This is a genomic window from Cytobacillus sp. Hm23, from assembly GCF_051842895.1.
Classification (GTDB): Bacteria; Bacillota; Bacilli; order Bacillales; family SM2101; genus Nanhaiella.
In genome coordinates, this window is the sequence record NZ_JBPXRQ010000016.1 from 71,160 (window position 1) to 93,665 (window position 22,506).

Here is a 22,506-nt window from a genome sequence, read left to right on the forward strand (position 1 = left end):
GGAGGAACATTAAATGGTTGAAAAAAAAGTAGAGGTACAATTGAAAACAGGATTACAGGCTCGACCAGCAGCTTTATTTGTTCAAGAGGCGAATCGTTACGCTTCAGATATTTTTTTAGAGAAGAATGGCAAAAAGGTAAATGCTAAAAGCATTATGGGCTTAATGAGCTTAGCGGTTAGCAATGGTTCAACAATTACATTGTATGCTGATGGGCAAGATGAAGAAGAAGCACTTGAAGCATTATGTAATTTTGTTATTCAAAATGGCTAAAAAAACCCTCTCACAGCAGTGAGAGGGTTTTTTGTGTTTTTAGTAAGAAAGTGATTATTTCGCTGGGTGTAGAACTTTATCGATTAAGCCGTATTCTGTAGCTTTTTCAGCAGTCATAAAGTTATCACGCTCTGTATCACGTTCGATCACTTCTAATGGCTGACCAGTACGATCAGAAAGGATGCCATTTAATTTATCACGTAAGAATAAAATGCGCTTCGCAGCAATTTCTATTTCAGTTGCTTGACCTTGAGCACCACCTAGTGGTTGGTGAATCATCACTTCACTATTTGGTAATGCAAAACGCTTGCCTTTCGTACCAGCAGCTAATAAAAATGCACCCATTGATGCTGCCATTCCTATACACATAGTTGAAACATTCGGTTTAATAAACTGCATTGTATCATAAATTGCCATCCCTGCAGTAATTGACCCTCCAGGACTGTTTATATACAAAGAAATATCCTTTTCTGGGTCCTCTGCTGCAAGAAATAGAAACTGGGATACAATTGAGTTTGCTACATTATCATCTATAGCGCTACCTAACATAATAATACGATCCTTTAATAATCGTGAATAAATGTCATATGCTCTTTCTCCGCGGTTTGTCTGTTCGATAACAGTAGGAATTAGATTCAATTTAATTATCCTCCTTTTTAAACTTTATTTAGATATTTATGTAATTTTTATCATACACCTATGGTCAATAAAGGTCAAACGAAAAGTACTAACAATACTATCTTATTCATGTTTTTTTAAATCCATACCTGCTATACCTAAATACTACTGAATTCTGCTTGCATTGTACATCAATCTAACATATAATATTGAAAGCAATCTGTTATATGCCCTCGTAGTGTAGTGGATAGCACGAGAGATTCCGGTTCTCTTAGGGTGGGTTCGAATCCTGTCGAGGGCGTTACGTAAGAGAAAAAACCTTCTTTTCAAAAGAAGGTTTTTTTGTTCAAGAAACCTCGAAGGCGAAGAGCGCCTTCAAATGATAGAGTTAAGGTGTTTGTCGAGGTGAGTCATGAATGCCGACATTGCTAAGGAGCCCACAGGACTTGGGCTGATGTTAGACGGAATTGAGTTCTCAGCATTTCTAGCTGCCCAACTCCAGTATCGATCCCCTCGAATCGCTTCACCATTACACCGAAAGGCAAAAAGCACCTTTATGTGTAATGATTTCTGGTGCTTGTCGAGGCTGTGCAAGTCGTCTCCACTTTTCTGGTTGTCTAACTCCAGCACCTATCCCCTCGAGTCGCTTCACCATTCCACCGAAAGGCAAAAAGCGCCTTTATGTGTAATGGTTCCAGCGCTTGTCGGGGATGACCAAGGTGCTTCCGTTTTTCTAGATGTCTAGCTTTGCCTCCTAGCCTCTCGAGTCGTTTCGCCGATGACCAAAAGGCAAAGAGCGCCTTCAAATGAAAAGCTTCCAGTGCTTGTCGAGGCTGTTCAGTCGGCGCAGCTTTTCTACTGTCCAGCTGCAGCACCAATCCCCTCGAGTCACTTCACCAATACACCCAAAGGCAAAAAGCGCCTTTACGTGTATTGGTTCCAGTGCTTGTCGAGTCTGGTTCAGTCGGCACCGCTTTTCTAACTTCCATTGTTTTACCATACACCTATTATCTCATATATTGTAAAATAGATATGGGGTGGAGAGCATGGAAATGAGACCGGGGTTATTTCAAGAACAAACGATAAAGCTTACGATGACTAAGGAACTATCTCAAGCAATTGAGCTTCTTCAATATTCCTCTCAAGAACTACTTACCTTTTTACATGATATAGCTATAGAAAATCCTCTTGTTGAGATACAGGAAAGTACACCATTTGACATACCTAGAAAAAAAACTTCCAACACATCCTCTCAAAGTAAGCAACATAATTGGTTGGAGAATATCGGAGGAGAGCCTGAAAAATTATTCGATCATCTTCGTTCACAAATATTACTATTACCAATAAGTAATATAGAAAGAAATGTTGTTGATCATCTAATAGAAAACATAGATAATAACGGCTATCTTCACTTTGAGGCTCAAGATGTCATTAATCGCTTTGGGGTTACTGAGCAGGATATAACTAAATGTGTAGAAATTATTCAAAACCTTGATCCAGTTGGAGTTGGGGCAAGGAATGTCCAAGAGTGCCTGCTTATACAGCTACAAAGGGAGCAGCATAGGAACGAACTAGCCGAAATTATTATTAAAGATTACTTTGAATTGTTTACACAAAAATCGTGGAAGGCTTTGGCGAAAATTTTGAATGTAAAGCCTAAGGAGATTCAACAAATATTTGATCATATACAATTGTTAGAGCCTCGTCCTGGACATATTTTTCATCATGAACAGACAACCTATATTATTCCTGATATAATTATTGAACGGAAAAATGGACATTTTGAAGCTTCTATTAACGAAGATTATTTTCCAAAGCTATCTTTTAACGTTCAATATGAGCAAGACCTATCTAATGTAGACGATGAGAAAGTGAGCGCTTTTGTAAGAGAAAAAGGTTTACAATGGGGATGGATTATGAAAAGCCTCGAACAAAGAAAGCAGACTTTATTAAGCGTTACAAAACAAATCATATTGAGGCAGACAGATTTTTTTGTTAATGGATTATCATCTTTGAAACCCCTTACAATGAGAGAAGTCGCAGAAGTAGTAGGATGTCATGAATCTACTGTCAGTAGAGCGGTTAAAGGAAAATATGTGCAGACTCCTTTTGGTTTAGTTGAAATGAAGGTATTTTTCAGTAGTAGTCTAAATACGTCTTCTAATGAAGATGCTTCCTCAACTAGAGTTAAAGAGTTAATCCAGCAAATGATTAATGAAGAAGACAAAGCTAGCCCTTTGTCTGACCAAAAACTAGTTAATCTGTTAAATAGAGATTTCAAAATTATTGTGTCACGAAGAACAATTGCAAAGTATAGAGATCAATTAGGTATCTTGTCTTCTTCAAAAAGAAAAAGATATGATTGAAGAAGATGTTTTTGTTTTGAAAGGATGAAAGATATGAGCAAAACAGTAATCATGTATACGAAGGAAAACTGCCCTTTATGTGACAAAGCTCAAAAAATATTAGTTGAACTACAAGGGGAAATTCCTTTTCAACTTGAATTAATTGATATTTACAAGGATGATCTGCTATTAGAGAAATATCAGTTAATGATACCTGTAGTTGAGATAGCGGACGAAGAAATTGCGTATGGAGTTATTCACAAAAATGTAATAAAAAAGCGCTTACAGCAAGGATTAAATGGTTGATTAAAGTAGTCAGTCCTGTTAGAATAAGAGTTGTAACAGGGGTGATTTTTTTTACCACATGCGGGACATAATATGTCATAGGTGGACTTAAAAAGTCCCGGATGGTAATTTCACCAATTTTAAGGAGAACTGCAATGCGTTCATTAATTGAAGTTCAACAAAAATTATTACCTAACCTTCTAGAGGTTATGCAAAGGCGCTATCAAGTTTTACAATATGTAAGGTTAATGCAGCCTATAGGCAGAAGAAGTTTATCACTTAGCCTAGGTATGAGTGAAAGGGTCTTACGTGCTGAAGTACAATTTTTAAAGGATCAAGATTTACTTTCTGTACAAGCGTCTGGTATGACAATTACGAAAGATGGTGTCTACGTTCTTCGGCAGCTTGAGGAGATGATGAAGGAAATCTCTGGACTAAAGCTACTTGAAGAGAAGGTTAAGAAAAAATTAGGCTTACACGAAGTAATTGTAGTATCAGGTGATAGTGATCAATCAGCTTGGGTTCAGAAAGAAATGGGCAGAGCGAGTGTTGCATGTATTAAAAAACGCTTGAAAGATAACAGCATCGTTGCGGTAACTGGAGGTACAACTTTAGCTGCTGTAGCAGAGATGATGACTCCCAATACCGAAAGTAAGGAAACCTTATTTGTTCCTGCACGAGGTGGCTTAGGAGAGAATGTAAAAAATCAAGCGAATACGATATGTGCAAAAATGGCTGAAAAAGCAATGGGTAACTATCAATTGCTTCATGTTCCAGATCAAGTTAGTACTGAAGCTTACCAATCGATTATAGAAGAACCAGCGATTAAAGAGGTACTCACGCTTATAAAATCATCCAGTATAGTTATACATGGTATCGGAGACGCTAAAACTATGGCTATACGCCGAAAAACTTCTGATGAAGATATGAAGAAAATCGAATTGGCGAATGCTGTAGCAGAAGCTTTTGGATATTACTTTAATAAGCATGGAGAAGTCGTATATAAAGCTCAAACGATTGGCTTACAACTTGAAGACCTAAAACATATTAAATCAGTAATAGCAATTGCTGGTGGTGGCTCAAAGGCTAAAGCAATTAAGGCCTATTTTAAACAAACTAGTAACGCCTTGCTAATTACCGATGAAGGTGCTGCAAAAGAGTTAGTTAAGGGTTAATCCCTACCTAAATATATTTAAGCTTTTTATTTTAAGGAGGAAATTATCATGACTGTAAAAGTTGGTATTAATGGATTTGGCCGTATTGGTCGTATCGTATTTCGTGCTGCATTAAAAAACCCTAATATTGAAGTAGTTGCTGTTAATGATTTAACAGATGCAAATATGCTTGCTCACCTTTTAAAATATGACTCGGTTCATGGAAAATTAGATGTTGATGTAACTGTTAATGGTAACAATTTAGTAGTTGACGGTAAGGAAATCCTTGTAAAAGCAGAACGTGATCCAGCACAACTTGGTTGGGGAGACCTTGGAGTTGATGTTGTAGTTGAGTCAACTGGTCGTTTCACTAAGCGCGTTGATGCTGCTAAACATATTGAAGCTGGTGCTAAAAAAGTAATTATTTCTGCTCCTGCTTCAGATGAAGATATTACAATCGTTATGGGTGTAAACGAAGATCAATATGATGCTGCAAACCATCACGTAGTTTCAAATGCATCTTGTACTACAAACTGTCTAGCACCATTTGCTAAAGTATTAAATGATAACTTTGGTATCCGTCGTGGTATGATGACGACAGTTCACTCATATACAAATGATCAACAAATCTTAGATTTACCACATAAAGATTACAGACGTGCTCGTGCAGCTGCTGAAAATATTATTCCAACGACTACAGGTGCTGCAAAAGCTGTGTCATTAGTATTACCTGAATTAAAAGGAAAATTAAATGGTATGGCAATGCGTGTACCTACTCCAAACGTTTCTTTAGTTGACTTAGTTGCTGAGGTTGACAAAGAAGTAACTGCTGAAGAAATTAATGCAGCTTTCAAACAAGCTTCTGAAGGCGATCTAAAAGGCATCTTAAACTACAGCGAAGAGCCTTTAGTATCTGGGGATTACAACGGTGATCCTGCTTCATCTACAATTGATTCACTTTCAACAATGGTTATGGAAGGAAACCTTGTGAAAGTTGTATCTTGGTATGACAATGAAAGTGGATATTCTAATCGAGTTGTTGATTTAATTGACTACATGGTTGCAAAAGGCTTGTAAAAGATAACATAAATACATTGTAATAGGGGAGAGGGGAAGTATTCCCCCTCCCTTTACTTAAGAAAAGAAAATTTGATATAAATACTTCGCTTATCATGATTTAGTAATGATTATGAAGAATCAGAAATGGAGGCCTTTTGCAAATGAACAAAAAGACTGTAAAAGATGTTGATGTAAAAGGAAAGCGAGTTTTTTGTCGTGTCGATTTTAATGTACCTATGAAAGATGGAGTTATCACTGATGACACCCGTATTCGTGCAGCGCTACCTACAATTCAGTATTTAATGGATCAAGGTGCAAAAGTAATTTTAGCAAGTCACCTTGGACGTCCTAAAGGAAACGTTATGGAAGAATTACGCCTAACAGCGGTTGCAGAACGTTTAAGTGAGCATCTTGGGAAACAAGTAGTTAAGACAAATGTTGCATACGGTGAAGAAGTAAATAATGCAATTGCTAGTTTATCAGAAGGTGATGTACTTTTACTTGAAAACGTTCGTTTCTATCCAGGAGAAGAAAAAAATGATCCTGAATTAGCAAAAGCTTTTGCAGAACTTGCTGACATATATGTAAATGATGCTTTTGGTGCTGCACATCGCGCGCATGCAACAACAGCTGGTATAGCAGAACATTTACCTGCAGTATCAGGATTTTTAATGGAAAAAGAGCTTGAAGTGCTAGGTAAAGCTTTATCTAATCCTGAGCGCCCATTTACAGCAGTTATTGGAGGAGCAAAAGTAAAAGATAAAATTGGTGTAATAGATAACCTTCTTGATAATGTTGATAATCTCATTATCGGTGGGGGATTAGCGTACACATTTATCAAAGCATTAGGACATGATGTTGGTAAATCTTTATTAGAAGAAGATAAAATCGATCTTGCAAAGTCATTTATTGATAAGGCAAAAGCAAAAGGTGTGAACTTTTATATGCCTGTTGATACGGTTGTTGCAGACGATTTTTCAAATGAGGCTAACATAAAACATGTAAGTATCGAGAACATTCCGAGTGATTGGGAAGGTTTAGATATTGGTCCAAAAACAAGAGAAATATACCGAGATGTGATTGCAAAATCTAAGCTTGTTATTTGGAATGGACCGATGGGTGTTTTTGAAATGGACTCTTTTGCGAATGGAACTAAAGCAGTTGCAGAAGCACTTGCTGATGCAAATGATACGTATTCTGTCATCGGTGGCGGAGATTCAGCTGCAGCGGTCGAGAAATTTGATTTAGCTGATAAGATGAGTCATATTTCTACAGGCGGTGGAGCTTCACTTGAATTTATGGAAGGTAAGGCTTTACCAGGTGTTGTAGCATTACAAGATAAATAATTAACGAAATTGTTTAAAAGGTAAGGGATAAATGACGGTCGAATTACTCAGTTGTCCATTCTTTTTGAACACCTTATAGAAATTTCCCAATAAATGCTTGTTCAAGAAAGAATGAAATTTCTTGAACATCCTCTAGAATGAAAGGAATGTTGTACGATGCGTAAACCAATCATCGCTGGGAACTGGAAAATGAATAAAGTACTTTCAGAAGCAGTAAGCTTTGTAGATGAAGTGAAAGGGCTTGTGCCTGCTCCTAGCAAAGTTGACTCAGTCGTTTGTGCTCCAGCATTATTCTTAGAAAAGTTAGTGGCAAGTACTACAAGTACGGATTTAAAAATCGGTGCACAAAATATGCACTTCGAAAACAGTGGTGCTTTTACTGGAGAAATTAGCCCAGTTGCACTTGAAGATTTGCGAGTAAGCTATGTAATTATTGGACATTCTGAACGTAGAGAGATGTTTGCTGAAACTGACGAAACTGTAAACAAAAAAACAAAAGCAGCTTTTGATCATCAACTTACTCCTATTGTTTGCTGTGGTGAAACATTAGAGCAACGTGAAGCTGGTCAAACGAATGACCTTGTAGCTGATCAAGTGAGAAAAGCGTTGGATGGTTTAACATCTGAACAAGCAAAACAAACTGTTATAGCATATGAACCAATTTGGGCAATCGGTACTGGTAAGTCATCTACATCAGCAGATGCTAATGCAGTTTGTGAACATATTCGTTCAGTTATTGCTGAGCAATTTTCTCAAGATGTGGCAGATGCAACACGTATTCAATATGGTGGAAGTGTAAAGCCTGAGAACATTAACGAGTATATGGCACAACCTCATATTGACGGTGCACTCGTCGGTGGAGCAAGTCTAGATCCAAAGTCTTTCCTACAGCTCTTGGGGGCAGCAAATCATGAGTAAAAAACCAGTAGCACTTATTATTTTAGATGGCTTTGCATTTCGTGATGAAACGAAAGGGAATGCTGTAGCCCATGCAAAGAAGCCTAATTTTGATCGATATTGGAGTAGCTATCCTCATGCAACATTAACAGCAAGTGGGGAAGCAGTAGGACTTCCAGAGGGTCAAATGGGTAACTCAGAAGTTGGACATTTAAATATTGGTGCTGGTCGAATTGTTTACCAAAGCTTAACACGTGTCAACGTAGCCATTCGCGAAGGTGAATTTGAGAGTAACGATACTTTCTTAAATGCCATGGATCATGCGAAGAAAAAAGGTTCAAACCTCCATATTTTTGGCTTATTATCTGATGGGGGTGTTCATAGCCATATACAACATTTGTACGCGTTGTTAAAACTAGCTGCAAGTGAAGGTGTAGAAAAGGTTTATGTTCATGGTTTCCTAGATGGTCGCGATGTTGGTCCGCAAACAGCGAAAACCTACATTCGTAGTCTTAATGAAAAAATTGCTGAGATTGGTGTAGGAGAAATTGCTACAATTTCAGGACGTTATTATTCAATGGACAGGGACAAACGATGGGACCGTGTAGAAAAATCTTATCGCTCCATGGTTTATGGGGAGGGACCGACGTATCAAAGTGCGATTGAATGTGTAGACGATTCTTATGTGAACGGCATTTATGATGAATTCGTGTTACCTTCAGTTATTGTCAAAGATGATGGCTCACCAGTAGCAACCATCCAAGATGATGATGCGGTAATCTTCTATAATTTCAGGCCAGACAGAGCAATACAAATTTCAAATACTTTCACGAATGAAGACTTTCGTTCATTTGACAGAGGACCAAAGCATCCGAAAAACTTACATTTTGTTTGTCTAACACATTTTAGTGAAACGGTAAAAGGATACGTAGCCTTTAAACCAGTAAATTTAGACAACACAATTGGTGAAGTCCTATCACAAAATGGCTTAAAGCAATTAAGGATTGCAGAAACTGAAAAGTATCCGCATGTCACCTTCTTTATGAGCGGTGGTCGTGAAGAAGAATTCCCTGGTGAAGAACGGATTTTAATTGATTCACCTAAGGTAGCAACGTATGATTTAAAGCCAGAAATGAGTGCATATGAAGTGACTGATGCGTTGTTAAAGGAAATTGACGCAGATAAGCACGATGCAATTATTCTAAACTTTGCCAATCCTGATATGGTTGGGCATTCCGGAATGCTAGAACCAACCATTAAGGCGATAGAAGTAGTGGATGAATGTTTAGGAAAAATAGTTGATGCAATTGAAGCCAAAGGCGGAACAGCTATTATTACCGCTGACCATGGAAATTCAGATGAAGTGGTAACTTTAGAAGGAAAGCCAATGACTGCACATACGACAAACCCGGTTCCAGTAATCGTAACAAAAAACGGAATTGAGTTAAGAGATAGCGGTAAATTAGGTGATTTAGCACCTACAATGCTACAATTATTAAATGTAAAGCAACCAAGTGAAATGACTGGAAAATCATTAATTAACGAATAAGGAGAGATAATTATGTCAATCATTGTAGACGTTTATGGTCGTGAAGTATTAGATTCTCGTGGAAACCCAACAGTTGAAGTAGAAGTATATACTGAATCTGGTGCATTTGGACGTGCATTAGTACCAAGTGGTGCATCAACTGGAGAATATGAAGCTGTAGAATTACGTGATGGTGATAAAGATCGTTATTTAGGTAAAGGAGTTATCCAAGCAGTAAATAATGTAAATGAAATCATCGCTCCAAAAATGGTAGGCTTTGACGTGACTGATCAAGTAGCAATTGACAAAGCGTTAATGGCATTAGATGGGACAGAAAACAAAGGAAATTTAGGTGCAAATGCAATTTTAGGTGTATCAATGGCAGTTGCACGTGCTGCGGCTGATTTCTTAGAGATTCCACTATACCAATATTTAGGTGGATTTAACGCGAAAACATTACCTGTTCCTATGATGAATATCGTAAACGGTGGAGAGCATGCAGATAATAATGTAGATATTCAAGAATTCATGGTTATGCCTGTAGGTGCACAAAACTTCAAGGAAGCACTTCGTATGGGTGCAGAAATATTCCATAGTTTAAAATCTGTTCTTAAAGCAAAAGGCTATAATACAGCTGTAGGTGATGAAGGTGGATTTGCACCAAACCTAAGCTCAAATGAAGAAGCGTTACAAACAATTATTGAAGCTATTGAAAAAGCAGGCTATAAACCAGGCGAACAAATTATGTTAGCAATGGATGTAGCTTCATCTGAGTTATACAACAAAGATGATGGCAAATACCATTTAGAAGGTGAAGGCGTTGTGAAAACGTCTGAAGAAATGGTTTCATTCTATGAGGAGCTTGTTGAAAAGTATCCTATCATCTCAATTGAAGATGGATTAGATGAAAATGACTGGGAAGGTCATAAGCTACTAACAGAACGTATCGGACACAAAGTTCAATTAGTAGGTGACGATTTATTTGTAACAAATACGAAAAAACTTGAAGAAGGAATTGAAAAAGGAATTAGTAATTCAATCCTGATTAAAGTGAACCAAATTGGTACGTTAACTGAAACATTTGATGCAATTGAAATGGCAAAACGTGCGGGCTATACGGCTGTAATTTCTCACCGTTCAGGTGAAACTGAAGATAGCACGATTGCTGATATCGCTGTTGCAACAAATGCAGGACAAATCAAAACTGGTGCACCATCACGTACAGATCGTGTTGCGAAGTATAATCAATTGTTACGCATCGAAGATCAATTACAAGAAACAGCACGCTTTGATGGTTTAGCATCATTCTATAACTTAAAGAAATAACATTATTGAAGACCTCACGTAATGTGAGGTCTTTTTAGTTTTTGTTTAGTATTTCTTAAGGGATTATTATTATCTTTCTGTAACTCTTAATTAGACTATTAGTGATATGATACTATAACTTTTTCCTTCTATACCCATAGCTTTGTATTTTGAATCACGGCTTATTACGTAAAGGAATCAACAGAGATATACTTCTGCTCTAAATATTCTTCTATTCCAAAGTACCCGCCTTCTCTACCTAATCCACTTTCTTTATAACCGCCAAAAGGAGCTTGCGCAGCTGATGGGAGTCCATCATTTACACCTATTACTCCATACTCTAAATTGTTCATGAAAAATGTAGCTTCATCCAAACTAGTTGTGAATACATATGCAGCAAGACCATATTGACTGCTATTTGCCCTTGTCACTACTTCATCAATCGTTTTAAAAGAGGTAATGGGGGCTAACGGTCCAAACGTTTCATCCTGCATACAGACCATATCATCTGTCACATTTCCAATGACAGTAGGCTGAAAATAATGACCTTTTTCTTCCAAGATCTTTTTCCCCCCTGTTAAAATAGACGCACCTTTCTCTACAGCATCTTCAATATGATACATAACTTTTGTTATAGCATTCTCATTAACTAGGGGTCCTATATCAATGTTATCTTTCAACCCATTTCCCATGGTTAAACGTGAAGTACGTTCTACTAATCTAGCTGTAAAGCTTTCTATGACATCTTCATGAATATAGAAACGGTTAGATGCAACACACGCTTGACCTGCATTACGGAATTTAGATTGAATGGCTCCTTCAACAGCTCTATCGATGTCTGCCTGTGCTGTGACAATGAATGGTGCATGTCCCCCTAGTTCGAGAGATAATTTTTTTACAGAATCAGCTGCTCCTTTCATTAGAAGTTTTCCTACAGGTGTTGATCCAGTAAAACTTAATTTTCTAACCCGCTTATCTCGTAACCAAGCATCGCCAATTTGTTTAGCATTACCTGTTACGATATTTATTACGCCTCTAGGGAAATTAGCTTTTTCTGCTAATTGTATTAACTTTAAAGCGGTAAAAGGCGTTTCTTCTGAAGGCTTTACAACGACGGTACATCCAGCTGCTAATGCTGGGGCAAGTTTCCTAGTAATCATTGCAGCAGGGAAATTCCAAGGTGTAATAGCAGCAACTACACCTACTGGCTCTTTTTTTACTATAATATGTTTATTAGTTGTAGAAGCTGGAATCGTATTACCATAATTTCGTTTCGCTTCCTCTGCATACCATAACACATACTCATTTGCATATTCGATCTCTGCTAAAGCTTCCTTTAATGGTTTTCCTTGCTCAATCGTTATGATCCGAGCTAGTTCATCTTGATTCTCTTTAATTAATTGATACCATTGATAAAGAAGTTGACTTCTATACCTTGCAGTCTTTTTCGACCAGAAAGCAAAGGCTTTTGATGCTGCTTCAATAGCTAGAACTGCTTCTGTATGCCCACCATTTGAAACTTCTCCTATTATTGCTTTCGTTGCTGGGTTTTTGATAGCAATAACATCTTCTGAAGCTACCCACTGACCGTTTATAAAATTTTGCTTAATAAACATCTGTCCCACCCTTTTATTTGTTTAACTTAGTCTGTTATTAAATGTGAAAGTATACTTAAATAAGTTTACCTTTCGAACAGACTTGCATATTTCCGTAGTCAAATCTTCAGAAAAGAAAACAGCTGAAACACAAATTGAAATTCTTCATGTGCCAGCTGTCAATATAATTAATCTTTCTTTAATGCTTTTACAATTTCTTGAGCAATACTTTTCGATGATGCCGGGTCACGGCTCGTAAGAATTTGATCATCTGCCCAGATCGCTAATGCTGGCTGATCTAACTTGTCGACATATGTGCCTACTTTCGCCAGCTCTTGCTCTACACTATATGGTAGAAACTCTATTACTTCCTTAGGTTCATAGGCATCTGGAAAAGCAGTAACCTTTTTCCCATCGATGATTGATTTACCGTCTTCTCTATAAGTGAAAGCTAGCACAGAAGGTGCATGACACTCTGCTGCAACGATGCCCTTATTATCATAAATTTCATTTATTAAACGATGAGCATGTGGATCGTAGGAAACATCGAACATAGGTCCATGTCCTCCTACAAATAATATGACATCGTAATCTTTTCCTTGTAAGTCAGCTAAACGTAGCGTATCCTTCCAACGTCCAAGCTTTTCAAATTCTCTTGATTTCCCGTCTGGGTCTGTTTCATCATTTAAAGAAAACTGATCAACCATCCCATCTCCGCCTTTTGGTGAAGCAATTGACACAGTATGACCTGCTGCTTCTAATACATTTAATGGAACATGAAATTCCTCAGACCAATAACCTGTTCGATATGATTTTACTGCTATTCCATTTGATATAACCATTAATATATTTGCCAATGTATATACCTCCTAATTTTAATAATTATTGATGTAGTATTGTTCTTATTGGAAAATTGTCTTCGTTACTTCTATAGGTTATCATCAATATATAAGATTATGTACTTCCATTATGTTAGATGGGAATAACAGAAAGTTATAAAGGTGAAAAACATGAAAATTGAATGGTTAGAAGCATTTCACATAACTGCAGAAACGAAAAGTTTGACTAAATCCAGTGAATTATTACACATGAGTCAACCTGCTTTAAGTAAACAAATAAGAAACCTTGAGATAGATTTAGGAGCTAGTTTATTTATTCGCTCTTCTACGGGTGTTCGATTAACTCAAGCTGGTGAAATATTATTAAAGAGCAGTAAAAATATCTTAAAGGAAGTCAATTCTGTACGTAAAGAAATTAATCTTAGTCAAGGAATAGGTGATATTACAATAGGATCTTGGCCGAGTATAGCAACGTCTTATCTGCCATACAAATTTGCTAAGCATAAGTTCAATGATCAATTCAGAGTAAAAATTTCTCATAGCTTTTTGGAATTATTATCTGGACTAGAGAAGGGGTTAATAGACGTTGCATTATTTGATGATCGAGAAATTAAACATTCTTATTACTCTAAGTTTTTATTTTCAGAACGCTTTTTCTTATTTATAAATGCCAATCATCCGATTTATGCTAATCAAACTTCTATTTCCTTTCATGAAATAAAGGATGAATCATTTGTTGTACTTCCCCCTACTTGCGATGCTAGAATGCTCGTTGACAAAGAATTTACGTCAAAGGGCTCTACTTTAAAGGTTGCCTCAGAAATTGAATTTGGTCAAAGTATATTAGGTTTTGTTGAAGCAAACCTTGGTATGTCCATTCTTCCAGAAATATTTATACAAAATAGTTCAGAGAATGTTAAAGCTATCAAAATTCAAGATTTTAATATATCACGTCATGTTTCTCTAATAGCAAATGACGAAGCCATCGGGGAAAAATTAGTTTCAATGCTAAGATAACGCTACTCGAATACTATGAATGCCATAGTGCAAGAGACACTGGGTGCCAGCGAAAGATCATTAAATATCTCCTCATATAAATAAGTATAGGTACAGCTGGAATAACAAATAGTACAAATAATCTGTTACGGTAGTGCTTGAAATACTGTCACTACCTGAAAAGGACTTGTCTGTAGTTTTAAGATATGCTAAATTATAATAAGTGAATAGTATGATTTTCTGGAGGTGTATCATATGAACACATTTCTTGTGACATTATTAGTGATAGATTGCTTAGCTCTTATTACGGTAGTTGTTTTACAATCAGGGAAAAGCGCAGGATTATCAGGTGCCATTTCTGGTGGAGCTGAGCAGCTTTTCGGAAAGCAAAAGGCAAGAGGATTAGATGCTGTTTTACAAAACTTAACGATTATTTTGTCTGTATTGTTTTTCTTGTTAACAATTGTATTAGCATATAGAGGCCTTTAAAGGTTAACAGAGCTGAATAAAAAATAAGCTTACAAGCAATATTATTATTTCATTAATGTTCTATCATGCTCAGAGGTTTTCTCTAGGCGGTTCAGATAACCAGGTGAAATAAATATAAACGTATATTAAACGGCAACGTAATAATCGTATATAAGATGACACAAAAAACGCTTGGATTAATATTCAAGCGTTTTTCATTATGAGTATTGTCTTATTCAATTTCATCCCTATTTGTAGATTGAAAATTTCCCCTAGAAAAGCCACTTCGAACGTGAGAGAGACGAGTAGTTTTGCTAAATCATTCACCTTTGACCTTGGTCCTAGTAAATTTCAAATAGAAGGGTTCGATTTTATTAAAAAGCCACTGAATCACTAACCCGTGAATTACAACTCCGACTATTGAATTAAAAGTTACACATATATAACTAACAGTGTGACTTACCTCGTATATATCTCGTCCAAAAAACATCAATTGTCCTATCACAAAATAAAAAGAATGCCAAAAAGATATAATATTGTTCTCTAGTTGCCATAATAGCAGTGCTTCTACAGAAAATATTATCAATAAGGCTAAGATAATTAGTAATTTTGATAAATTAGATATTCGCTGAACTAATGGCTGTACATAATATTTTGTAATGGTCTTAATCCTAAATAAATAAATGATTCTTACAAGACGGGCTAATTGAAAAAATTGATCAAATGGAATAATTGCAACAATGAGTAATGGATTATTTTTTATGAATTCCCATTTATTTTTCACAAAAATTAATCTGCCTATGAAATCTAAGAAAAACACAACCCAAACTATCCAACTTATAATGGGATTAAAAGAATTTTCTATCCAAAAAGTAAGTATGATTAAAATTACTAAGCTTATCATAATTAACTCATATAAAATCTTCACAATTCATTTACCCCTTTTATTCCTTTATCAATCAAAAAACTGCTTGATATGTCTAATAACGACGAACAGTTTGTAATTGAAGAAATTATTCAATATCTATCGTAACATCTTACAAGTTACCATGTGGTGGAATTGTGGGTTTCCAAACATTTATGATATAGTAATATCTGCATAAAATAAGAAAGACCGTAAGTGTCTTTAGAACTCACGGTCTCACACAATAGACAATTACCTAAGAGCTGATCCCCCTTAGAAAAACCATTTTAATGAATTTAAGAAAAGTTGGGTTATTTTGATTAGCACCCAGTTCTTCTTGTTTGCACAGGTTCTTCCTTTTCAATTTTCTCAATTGATCTTGTAATATGCTATGAATCTCGCTATAAAAAAATGACCCTATGAATGGTCTTTTTCTCTCTTCGTCCTTTCGCGAAAAAAATTTACTATTTTCCTCTATACTGGTAGAATTATCTGTACGTAACTCCAAAATTTAATCGTAGATTTTTTGTGGGCTTTATAACTATATCCACATGTCCGAATCTATTATTAGTATCTACATCTTATGTGTATTACATTTTACTAGCCAAGAGAGATTTATTTTACGGTCAGACTACCCCCACTTGAATCAAGACGGTGAAATCTGATGAGTGAAGGGGAGTTTAACAACCTACTTTAAGTGGACCATGTCACTGTAGTTTTTCGGTATTTAAAGACAATTTGAATTGTTAATATTGCACTTACTAACATAGCTATTATTAGTAAAATCCGTTCATGATAAGACAAATTAAAGCCGAAGCTTAAACTAAACCAAAGAAGACAACTTAGAAGATTCGAACTGAATAATAACCCCCAAATAAATCCTTTAATTTTTATGTATAACGCACTACCTATTAGATATTTGATATATATAAAGCTAACTATGCCTACTACTAATACAAAGATTAATGATTTCATAAATGGCAATAAAATAGGCTCTTCCCAAGGCATATCAATCAAAATTATATTAGCGTAATATATCATATTGAACATAAAGACAAAAATTAGTATATACAAAAATAATACCCATTCACTTACATAAATCACTGGGAGTAAAATCTTTTTAATAGTTTTTCACCAACCTTATCACTCTAAAGTCTTAAACATAACTTTGTTTCGTTAATTTAGAACAGCCCTTCACAATCTCTATAATTATTTTAACATAAAATTACAATTATGCTTTATCCTTATTAAAGAAACATAACGAATAGCAACCTATCACATAATGTTTAGCTGAGTGACAAAAGATATTATCATTTTTTACGGTTCTGTATACAACGATAAAAAGTTGTTAATAAAAAAGGGAATTGTACATATAGTATTTAAAAGTATTGATATATTATTTATACAATAAATAGGTGAATTTAATGGATGAGATATGCTCCTTTGATCATTGTCGAATGGTTCTAGTTCTAGGTCAAAGCAATTTAATTAGCTTTAGATTATAATTGGGATTATTTCTCCATTCCTAATACTTATTTAAAATAAGTAATCAGGAGTGTTACTTAATACTACTTACAGTTGTAAATAACAATTCTCTAGTCTGTTCCCCAGCTTTTTTCCATGAAAATTGTCTAGCCCATTTTTTTAATGCTGTTGCTTCTTTTGGATTATTTATTTTAAATAGTGTCTCCTCTAGCGCATTAACGATAGAATCAACTTTATAGGGATCACAATAAACAGCTAGTTCACCGCCTACTTCACATAATGAAGATACATTTGATGTCACGACTGGAGTACCACAAGCCATTGCTTCGATAACTGGAAATCCAAAACCTTCATATAATGAAGGATAAATAAAAGTTTCAGCATTTTTATAAAGGGTTGGGAGGTGTTCATCAGGAATGTAACCTGTAATAACGATGTCATTAAAATATTTACTGCGTTTTATATTAGTGAATAATTGTCCATAAGGCCACAACCCTCCTCCAACTAACACTAATCCAATATTATCGTTATGAGCTTCTCTTAGTTGTTCATATGCATTCAAAACTCGTTGAAGATTCTTTCTAAATTCAAACGAACAGACTGATAATATAAATGGTTTATTTATATTGTACTTATTCAGTATAGCTTGGCTTTTAGATGTGCTTACGACCTCCTGTTCTGACAAAAAAATATTGTCTAGTCCTGGATATATAACAGTAATTAGTTCTTCATCAACAGAAAATAACTCCATAATATCATTTTTAGTATGATTTGACACTGCAATGATATGTTCTACATGTTCCGCTGTTTTACGAATATAATTATCCATTAATTGGTGAATTAACGTATTTTTATAAAACTCTTCTAGCTTTAATGGAACTAAATCATGGATTGTTAATACTGCCTTGAAATTTCGTCGTTCAGGAATTGGATAAAAAGGAGAAAATATTAGATCTAAATCAGATGAATTCCCTGTTAATTCTATGATTTTATTTGCATACTCAAAATCAAAGTTGGGAAATTCGACACCAATCCTATTTAAGTTAGTAAAATTATCAATAGATCCACCCAGCATATAAAACTGGTCCTCATAATTTTTTACTATTTCCTTCATCACATTATAAGTGTACCTTCCTACACCGGTTCTATGTTCACATTCTAACACCCTTATGTCTAATCCAATTTTTAGCAATAGTTAATCACTCCTTTATCCCATTTGTAAATATCAACTTAGATTATAAAAATAATTAAAGTTAAAGAATCAATATGAACAATTAACACAAATAAGAACATTATTCATTAAATCCATTTAACACTACAGGCTGTTATTCATTTCTAAGCATGATATGCATCTTTTCCATTGTGGTTTATATCAAATAAAGCTCGAATTTCTCAGGGGGGATTTTAGAAGTCTTATTAAAGAAGCAAATATGCAGGGGATCTAATGTTATGTATGCTTATTGGTGGTTCTACAACATCGAAAGACGTACATATACTATATTAAGAGCAAAATTAAGGATGGGTAGGGGGTATTAACGAAGAGTTTTTTTGGAAAAATTTTTTATGTGTACTCGAAAGCGGTACATGTATTTTTACACGTCAAGTAGAGTAGGAAATCATTCTCCATCAAACATAGTAAGTTTAAGTTTTATGGTATCTGAGATATGAATACTATTTATAGTAATTAAATTATGTTTAATTCACAGCATTCGACCAAATCGTTTTGGTGCTCAATTATTCGAAAGAAGGTGTTTATGTATGACGCTTGCTTATGTCGCGAATCAAGGATCTGGAACTGTGTCGGTCATCGATACTAAGACTCACAGTGTGATAACTACTGTGACTGTGGGACTAAATCCATTTGATGTAGCGATAACACCGGATGGGAAACTCGCTTATGTCACAAACAATGGTTCAAGGGATGTGTCGGTTATCGATACGAAAACCCACAGTGTGCTTGCTACCGTGGATAGCGCTGGCACTCCTGCTAATGTCATCTTTACTCCCGATGGAAAGCTCGCTTATGTTACGAACGCCGAGATAGTTGGCACAGGTCCATTGCTAGGTATGTTCACGACGGTTATTGATACAAAGACACACTCCGTACTTGCTACCGTACCTGTGGGAATGGGTCCATTGGATATCGCGATAACACCGGATGGGAAACTCGCATATGTCACAAACAATGGCTCAAGGAACGTATCAGTTATCGATACGAAGACCCATAGTGTGTTTGCTATTGTGGATACGGGTGGCTCTGCTGCTGCAGTTACCTTTACTCCAAATGGAAAATTAGCTTATGTTACGAACACAGAGATTTTTGGTACAGGTCCAATGCTAGGTATGTTCACGACAGTCATCGATACGAAAACGCACTCAGTAATCGCTAGGATACCTGTAGGAATGGGTCCAGTGGATATAGCGATAACATCGAATGGGAAACTCGCATATGTCACAAACAATGAATCGAGGAACGTGTCAGTTATCGATACGAAGACCCATAGTGTGCTTGCTACTGTGGATACGGGTGGTGCACCTGCATCAGTCACCTTTACACCAGATGGAAAACTGGCTTATGTTACGAACACAGAGATTTTTGGTACGGGTCCTATGCTAGGTATGTTCATCACAGTTATCGATACAAAGACGCACTCAGTAATCGCTACGGAACCTGTAGGAATGGGTCCAGTTGATGTAGCGATAACACCAGATGGAAAACTGGCTTATGTAATAAACAATGGATCAGGGGACGTATCCGCTATCGATACGAAGACGCACAGTGTGCTTTGTACTGTGCAAGTGGGTATAACTCCTATAGCTGTCGCATTTACGCCTAAATAACTTTCAATTTTCAAAGATGTTAGTTATTTGAATAAGCATGTATTACAACTTATTCATTATTATATGACACAATGAACAAGTAGAAAATATTATTCATGAAATGACGCTGTTTAGTAATGATGCTAAATACGTCTTTCTTTATGTTTAAGCAATAATTTAGTAACCTTTATATAAATGCTTGTTATTAATCTACAAAGCCGAATTCTAGAGGGAATCGGCTTTGTCAACATCATCTGTTTTTTAAAATTCTACCTTTTTAAACTAAGATCCTAATTAGTTCCAGCGCTTTTTCCAGGGTGACAAGGTGCTTAATCAATTCTAGATGTTCAGCTTAAAATGATGTAGTCTTGAGTCGAAGGGAGAAACACCTCCATCTGTTAAGATTCCAGTATTTGTAATCCTGCTTTTTTTTACCCATTAACTATTTTTCCACCGTTTATATGTAGTATTTGACCAGTCATATATGATGAATCATCACTAGCTAAATATACATACGCTGGGGCAACTTCACATGGTTGTCCAGGGCGTTTCATTGGTGTGTTTTTCCCAAATGTTGCTACCTTTCCACTTGAAAAGGTGGAAGGGATTAAAGGGGTCCAAATCGGGCCAGGCGCCACACCATTAACACGAATGCCTTTTCCAACTACTGATTTTGCTAATGATCTTGTAAATGCTACAATGGCCCCCTTCGTTGCTGAATAATCGATGAGCTGTTCATTTCCTTCATAAGCTGTAATAGAAGTAGTATTAATAATGGCACTTCCTTGCTGTAAATAGGGTAATGCAAACTTTGTAAGATAAAAGAAGGAGAAGATATTTGTTTTAAACGTTCGTTCTAGTTGTGCTGAGGTAATATTAAGTAACCCACTTTGTGGGTGCTGTTCAGCAGCGTTATTTACAATGATGTCAATCTTTCCAAAAAGCTCTATGGTTTGTTTTATCGCTTGCATACAAAAAGATTCGTCACCAATATCCCCATCAATTAACAGACATTTGCTACCTTCTTGTTCAACAAGTTCTTTTGTTTCGGTCGCATCTTCATGTTCATTCAAATAAATGATAACAATATGTGATCCTTCTTTTGCATAATGTATAGCGACTGACCTTCCTATCCCACTATCCCCACCGCTAATAATCGCAACTTTATCTTTTAGTTTACCACTCGCCTTATAGGAAGGCAGAGCTGAAACTGGTTTTGGATCCATCATGTTTTCCAGGCCAGGTTGCTGATTTTGATGCTGTGCAGGTATTTTACTTTGGTTCATATGGAAATCCTCCTTCGTCATAATGCTATTAATAGTATGGAAGTGACGATAGAGAATTATTTATGGGAAGGTGTAATATTATAAGTACCTAGCTATCTTTTTTAAGGCTGTTTGTATAGAATGTTGTTTTTCATATGAAAACATAAACACACTAAATATACGTAAAGAGCTTATTTATATAGAATCCTATGTTAATTCTACTGCAGCTTCACTCCAGTTCCATAACCTATGCGCAGCTTCGTTATCTTGAGCTCGTTTTGAAACTGGAGTGATCTTCTTTTTATAAAAATACTCTCCAGTTATACCTTTAACTTCAGGGCTTGTAGCGAGATAAACAGCAGTAGCTGCCCCTTCGGCAGGTGTTAGGAAAAAGTATTTCAACAATCCAACGACGGTCTTACCGAACCCGGTGTTGCGGTCGACACCAATATTTGTAGCTACAGCGCCAGGGTGGAGAGTGTTTACCGTAATAGAGGATTCTCTTAATCTTTCAGCTAGCACTTTAGTGAATAAAATATTTGCTAGTTTAGATTGTGAATAGCTTTTAAAAGTCCTATATCTTTTCGTTAGGTTAATATCGTTAAAATGAATTTTTCCCATTTTATGAGCACCAGAAGATACATTAACAATTCGAGCTTCCATAGAGTTTTTCATCACATCTAGCAATAAGTTAGTTAACAGAAAATGTCCAAGATGGTTAACACCTATTTGTGCCTCATAACCATCTACTGTTTCTTGCCTCTTTAAAGAGATAACCCCAGCGTTATTCACTAAAATATGCAAAGCATTATATTTTTCTTTAAATTGTTTGACGAATGAACGGATACTTTCAAAGGAACCTAAATCACAGAGCATTAAATCGATTTTGTTTGATTTGCTTTGTTTAATCGCATCCTGTAAAGCTTTGTTTCCACGTTCTTTATTTCTACAAAGCATGATAACTGTAGCCCCAGTTTTGGCTATTTCAACTGTTGTTGCCAACCCCATCCCCGAGTTAGCTCCTGTTACAATCGCGATTTTGTCATCCATTTATTTTCACTCCCCAAGAAATAGTAGTATTATAGATAACGCCTATATTGATAAGGAAATCTAAATGTCATTATATCGTATATTTTACAATTATATGAGATTTGTAGCACGCGTATCACATAGGGATACAATTAGGGTTGATTGAAAATTCGATGTCTATTAGCACGATAATCCCAACTTAAGTTTGAAAACAGGCTATATAAGTCTCCCATGACAGCAACCGGGTCTCTCGAAAATAAAGATTAGGGTCGAGATGGAGAAGGGACAAAGCTGACA

General features: G+C 36.0%; 21 protein-coding genes and 1 tRNA gene. 13 read left to right on the top strand and 9 right to left on the bottom strand.

Annotated elements, in window-relative coordinates; all coding sequences use genetic code 11:
- The first annotated feature begins 13 nt into the window (after positions 1–13).
- Entirely contained in the window at positions 14–271 is a 258-nt protein-coding gene (locus ACSVDA_RS12410; RefSeq protein ID WP_214484204.1) for an HPr family phosphocarrier protein, read from the top strand.
- Between the two features lie 54 nt (positions 272–325).
- Here ACSVDA_RS12410 and clpP read toward each other — a convergent pair whose 3' ends face one another.
- Positions 326–910 (bottom strand): ATP-dependent Clp endopeptidase proteolytic subunit ClpP, encoded by a 585-nt coding sequence (gene clpP / locus ACSVDA_RS12415; RefSeq protein ID WP_320257640.1) that lies wholly within the window; start codon positions 908–910, stop codon positions 326–328.
- Positions 911–1,118: 208 nt separating this feature from the next.
- On the opposite strand from clpP, the gene ACSVDA_RS12420 reads away from it, so the two are divergent.
- Positions 1,119–1,190, top strand: a tRNA-Arg gene (locus ACSVDA_RS12420).
- A gap of 228 nt (positions 1,191–1,418) precedes the next feature.
- On the opposite strand, the gene ACSVDA_RS12425 is transcribed toward ACSVDA_RS12420, so the two are convergent.
- On the bottom strand, positions 1,419–1,541 hold the full coding sequence (locus ACSVDA_RS12425; RefSeq protein ID WP_485883605.1) for a hypothetical protein: 123 nt from the start codon (positions 1,539–1,541) through the stop codon (positions 1,419–1,421).
- A 394-nt stretch (positions 1,542–1,935) separates the two neighbouring features.
- On the opposite strand from ACSVDA_RS12425, the gene rpoN reads away from it, so the two are divergent.
- The 8 genes from rpoN (at position 1,936) to eno (ending at position 10,829) form a co-directional block, all read left to right on the top strand.
- Entirely contained in the window at positions 1,936–3,255 is a 1,320-nt protein-coding gene (rpoN, locus tag ACSVDA_RS12430; RefSeq protein ID WP_485883607.1) for an RNA polymerase factor sigma-54, read from the top strand.
- A 33-nt stretch (positions 3,256–3,288) separates the two neighbouring features.
- A complete protein-coding gene (locus tag ACSVDA_RS12435) occupies positions 3,289–3,540 on the top strand; it encodes a glutaredoxin family protein (RefSeq protein ID WP_485883609.1) in 252 nt (83 codons plus the stop codon).
- Between the two features lie 134 nt (positions 3,541–3,674).
- Complete coding sequence (locus tag ACSVDA_RS12440) at positions 3,675–4,694, top strand: sugar-binding transcriptional regulator (RefSeq protein WP_485883610.1); 1,020 nt, start codon at positions 3,675–3,677, stop codon at positions 4,692–4,694.
- A gap of 48 nt (positions 4,695–4,742) precedes the next feature.
- Entirely contained in the window at positions 4,743–5,750 is a 1,008-nt protein-coding gene (gene gap / locus ACSVDA_RS12445) for a type I glyceraldehyde-3-phosphate dehydrogenase (protein ID WP_320207606.1), read from the top strand.
- 143 nt (positions 5,751–5,893) lie between these two features.
- Positions 5,894–7,078 (top strand): phosphoglycerate kinase, encoded by a 1,185-nt coding sequence (locus ACSVDA_RS12450; RefSeq protein WP_485883611.1) that lies wholly within the window; start codon positions 5,894–5,896, stop codon positions 7,076–7,078.
- 156 nt (positions 7,079–7,234) lie between these two features.
- Complete coding sequence (gene tpiA, locus ACSVDA_RS12455) at positions 7,235–7,996, top strand: triose-phosphate isomerase (RefSeq protein WP_485883613.1); 762 nt, start codon at positions 7,235–7,237, stop codon at positions 7,994–7,996.
- Positions 7,989–9,524 carry a 2,3-bisphosphoglycerate-independent phosphoglycerate mutase gene (gene gpmI / locus ACSVDA_RS12460; RefSeq protein WP_485883614.1) on the top strand — a complete coding sequence of 512 codons (1,536 nt, stop codon included), beginning with the start codon at positions 7,989–7,991 and terminating at the stop codon, positions 9,522–9,524. The genes tpiA and gpmI overlap by 8 nt, the downstream gene beginning before the upstream one ends.
- Positions 9,525–9,536: 12 nt before the next feature.
- Complete coding sequence (eno, locus tag ACSVDA_RS12465) at positions 9,537–10,829, top strand: phosphopyruvate hydratase (protein WP_320257646.1); 1,293 nt, start codon at positions 9,537–9,539, stop codon at positions 10,827–10,829.
- A gap of 164 nt (positions 10,830–10,993) precedes the next feature.
- Here eno and ACSVDA_RS12470 read toward each other — a convergent pair whose 3' ends face one another.
- Entirely contained in the window at positions 10,994–12,424 is a 1,431-nt protein-coding gene (locus ACSVDA_RS12470; protein ID WP_485883616.1) for an NAD-dependent succinate-semialdehyde dehydrogenase, read from the bottom strand.
- A 167-nt stretch (positions 12,425–12,591) separates the two neighbouring features.
- Positions 12,592–13,260 carry a type 1 glutamine amidotransferase domain-containing protein gene (locus ACSVDA_RS12475; protein WP_485883617.1) on the bottom strand — a complete coding sequence of 223 codons (669 nt, stop codon included), beginning with the start codon at positions 13,258–13,260 and terminating at the stop codon, positions 12,592–12,594.
- 153 nt (positions 13,261–13,413) lie between these two features.
- Here ACSVDA_RS12475 and ACSVDA_RS12480 point away from each other — a divergent pair, with 153 nt between their 5' ends.
- Both ACSVDA_RS12480 and secG read left to right on the top strand, forming a co-directional pair.
- On the top strand, positions 13,414–14,259 hold the full coding sequence (locus ACSVDA_RS12480; RefSeq protein ID WP_485883618.1) for a LysR family transcriptional regulator: 846 nt from the start codon (positions 13,414–13,416) through the stop codon (positions 14,257–14,259).
- A gap of 234 nt (positions 14,260–14,493) precedes the next feature.
- Entirely contained in the window at positions 14,494–14,727 is a 234-nt protein-coding gene (gene secG / locus ACSVDA_RS12485) for a preprotein translocase subunit SecG (protein ID WP_320207614.1), read from the top strand.
- Positions 14,728–15,025: 298 nt separating this feature from the next.
- On the opposite strand, the gene ACSVDA_RS12490 is transcribed toward secG, so the two are convergent.
- The 3 genes from ACSVDA_RS12490 to ACSVDA_RS12500 all read right to left on the bottom strand — a co-directional run bounded on the left by ACSVDA_RS12490 (position 15,026) and on the right by ACSVDA_RS12500 (position 18,287).
- Positions 15,026–15,634, bottom strand: a complete 609-nt coding sequence (locus tag ACSVDA_RS12490; protein ID WP_485883619.1) for a transporter — start codon at positions 15,632–15,634, stop codon at positions 15,026–15,028.
- A gap of 669 nt (positions 15,635–16,303) precedes the next feature.
- Positions 16,304–16,660: a hypothetical protein gene (locus ACSVDA_RS12495; RefSeq protein WP_485883621.1), complete on the bottom strand. Its 357-nt coding sequence runs from the start codon at positions 16,658–16,660 to the stop codon at positions 16,304–16,306.
- Positions 16,661–17,168: 508 nt separating this feature from the next.
- A complete protein-coding gene (locus ACSVDA_RS12500; RefSeq protein ID WP_485883622.1) occupies positions 17,169–18,287 on the bottom strand; it encodes a glycosyltransferase family 4 protein in 1,119 nt (372 codons plus the stop codon).
- Between the two features lie 566 nt (positions 18,288–18,853).
- On the opposite strand from ACSVDA_RS12500, the gene ACSVDA_RS12505 reads away from it, so the two are divergent.
- Entirely contained in the window at positions 18,854–19,936 is a 1,083-nt protein-coding gene (locus ACSVDA_RS12505) for a YVTN family beta-propeller repeat protein (RefSeq protein ID WP_485883624.1), read from the top strand.
- Positions 19,937–20,346: 410 nt separating this feature from the next.
- On the opposite strand, the gene ACSVDA_RS12510 is transcribed toward ACSVDA_RS12505, so the two are convergent.
- Both ACSVDA_RS12510 and ACSVDA_RS12515 read right to left on the bottom strand, forming a co-directional pair.
- On the bottom strand, positions 20,347–21,201 hold the full coding sequence (locus ACSVDA_RS12510) for an SDR family oxidoreductase (RefSeq protein ID WP_485883626.1): 855 nt from the start codon (positions 21,199–21,201) through the stop codon (positions 20,347–20,349).
- A 186-nt stretch (positions 21,202–21,387) separates the two neighbouring features.
- Positions 21,388–22,230 (bottom strand): SDR family oxidoreductase, encoded by an 843-nt coding sequence (locus ACSVDA_RS12515; RefSeq protein ID WP_485883628.1) that lies wholly within the window; start codon positions 22,228–22,230, stop codon positions 21,388–21,390.
- Positions 22,231–22,506 lie beyond the last annotated feature (276 nt).